The sequence below is a fragment of the Acinetobacter sp. T_3_1 genome (assembly GCF_025377055.1).
Taxonomy (GTDB): Bacteria; Pseudomonadota; Gammaproteobacteria; order Pseudomonadales; family Moraxellaceae; genus Acinetobacter; species Acinetobacter kookii.
Genome location: NZ_JACHVD010000052.1, coordinates 1 through 707 on the forward strand (window position 1 = coordinate 1; position 707 = coordinate 707).

A 707-nucleotide genomic window follows, 5' to 3' on the forward strand; every position below is an offset into this window, starting at 1 on the left:
TTGGATATTTTTGGTGAGCGAAGAGCAAACCAAAAATTAGCCAGTCTCTCTACAGATAAAACAGCGCTGAAGCAGAAGATTTATCAAGCGCAAATTGAGCTTGCAGTGAAATATGTATGGTCACAACTGGCCATTGCCGAACTTGAAAGAAACATTGTCAATGAACAACTTCGGGTGAGCGAAGAAAACCTTACAGCGATCGAGAAGCGCTTTACTGCGGGCGGTATCGCGCAAGTAGATGTGAATCGCGCACGTTTAAGTCATGCTGAAAATATCCGTCTTTTTAGACAGGCCGACTCACAAGTCCAAGTGGCCACCCAACAATTATCAAATTTATGGGGAACCTCTGATAAGTCATTGCAGGTAAACCTCTCTTCACAAAAGCTCTGGCCAAAATCGACTCATCAGCAGGTTCAAGAATATTTAGCGGAAAACTACGTTGAGAAATATCGAGCTTTACTGGTATTAGAGTCTCAAGCAACGGTTGATCAACTAAGGGCAAAGGCACGTCCTAACCCCACTTTAAACCTAGGTGTCAACCGCACCCAATCCTTGGAAAACTCCACACAAAATCAATTAGTAGTCGGAGTCAGTGTACCGCTTAATATTTTCGATCGTCAGCAAAATGGCATAAAAATCGCGCAAGAAAAAATGAACTTATTAGAGCGTCAGAAAGACTTTTATCTAAAGCAAAATGCGCTGCAAAT

General features: G+C 42.3%; 1 protein-coding gene. It reads left to right on the forward strand.

Annotation, left to right across the window (positions count from 1 at the left end; translation table 11 throughout):
• Positions 1 to 707 (forward strand): TolC family protein (locus H4I94_RS16180; protein ID WP_261183728.1); only part of this gene is annotated, 707 nt, incomplete at both ends.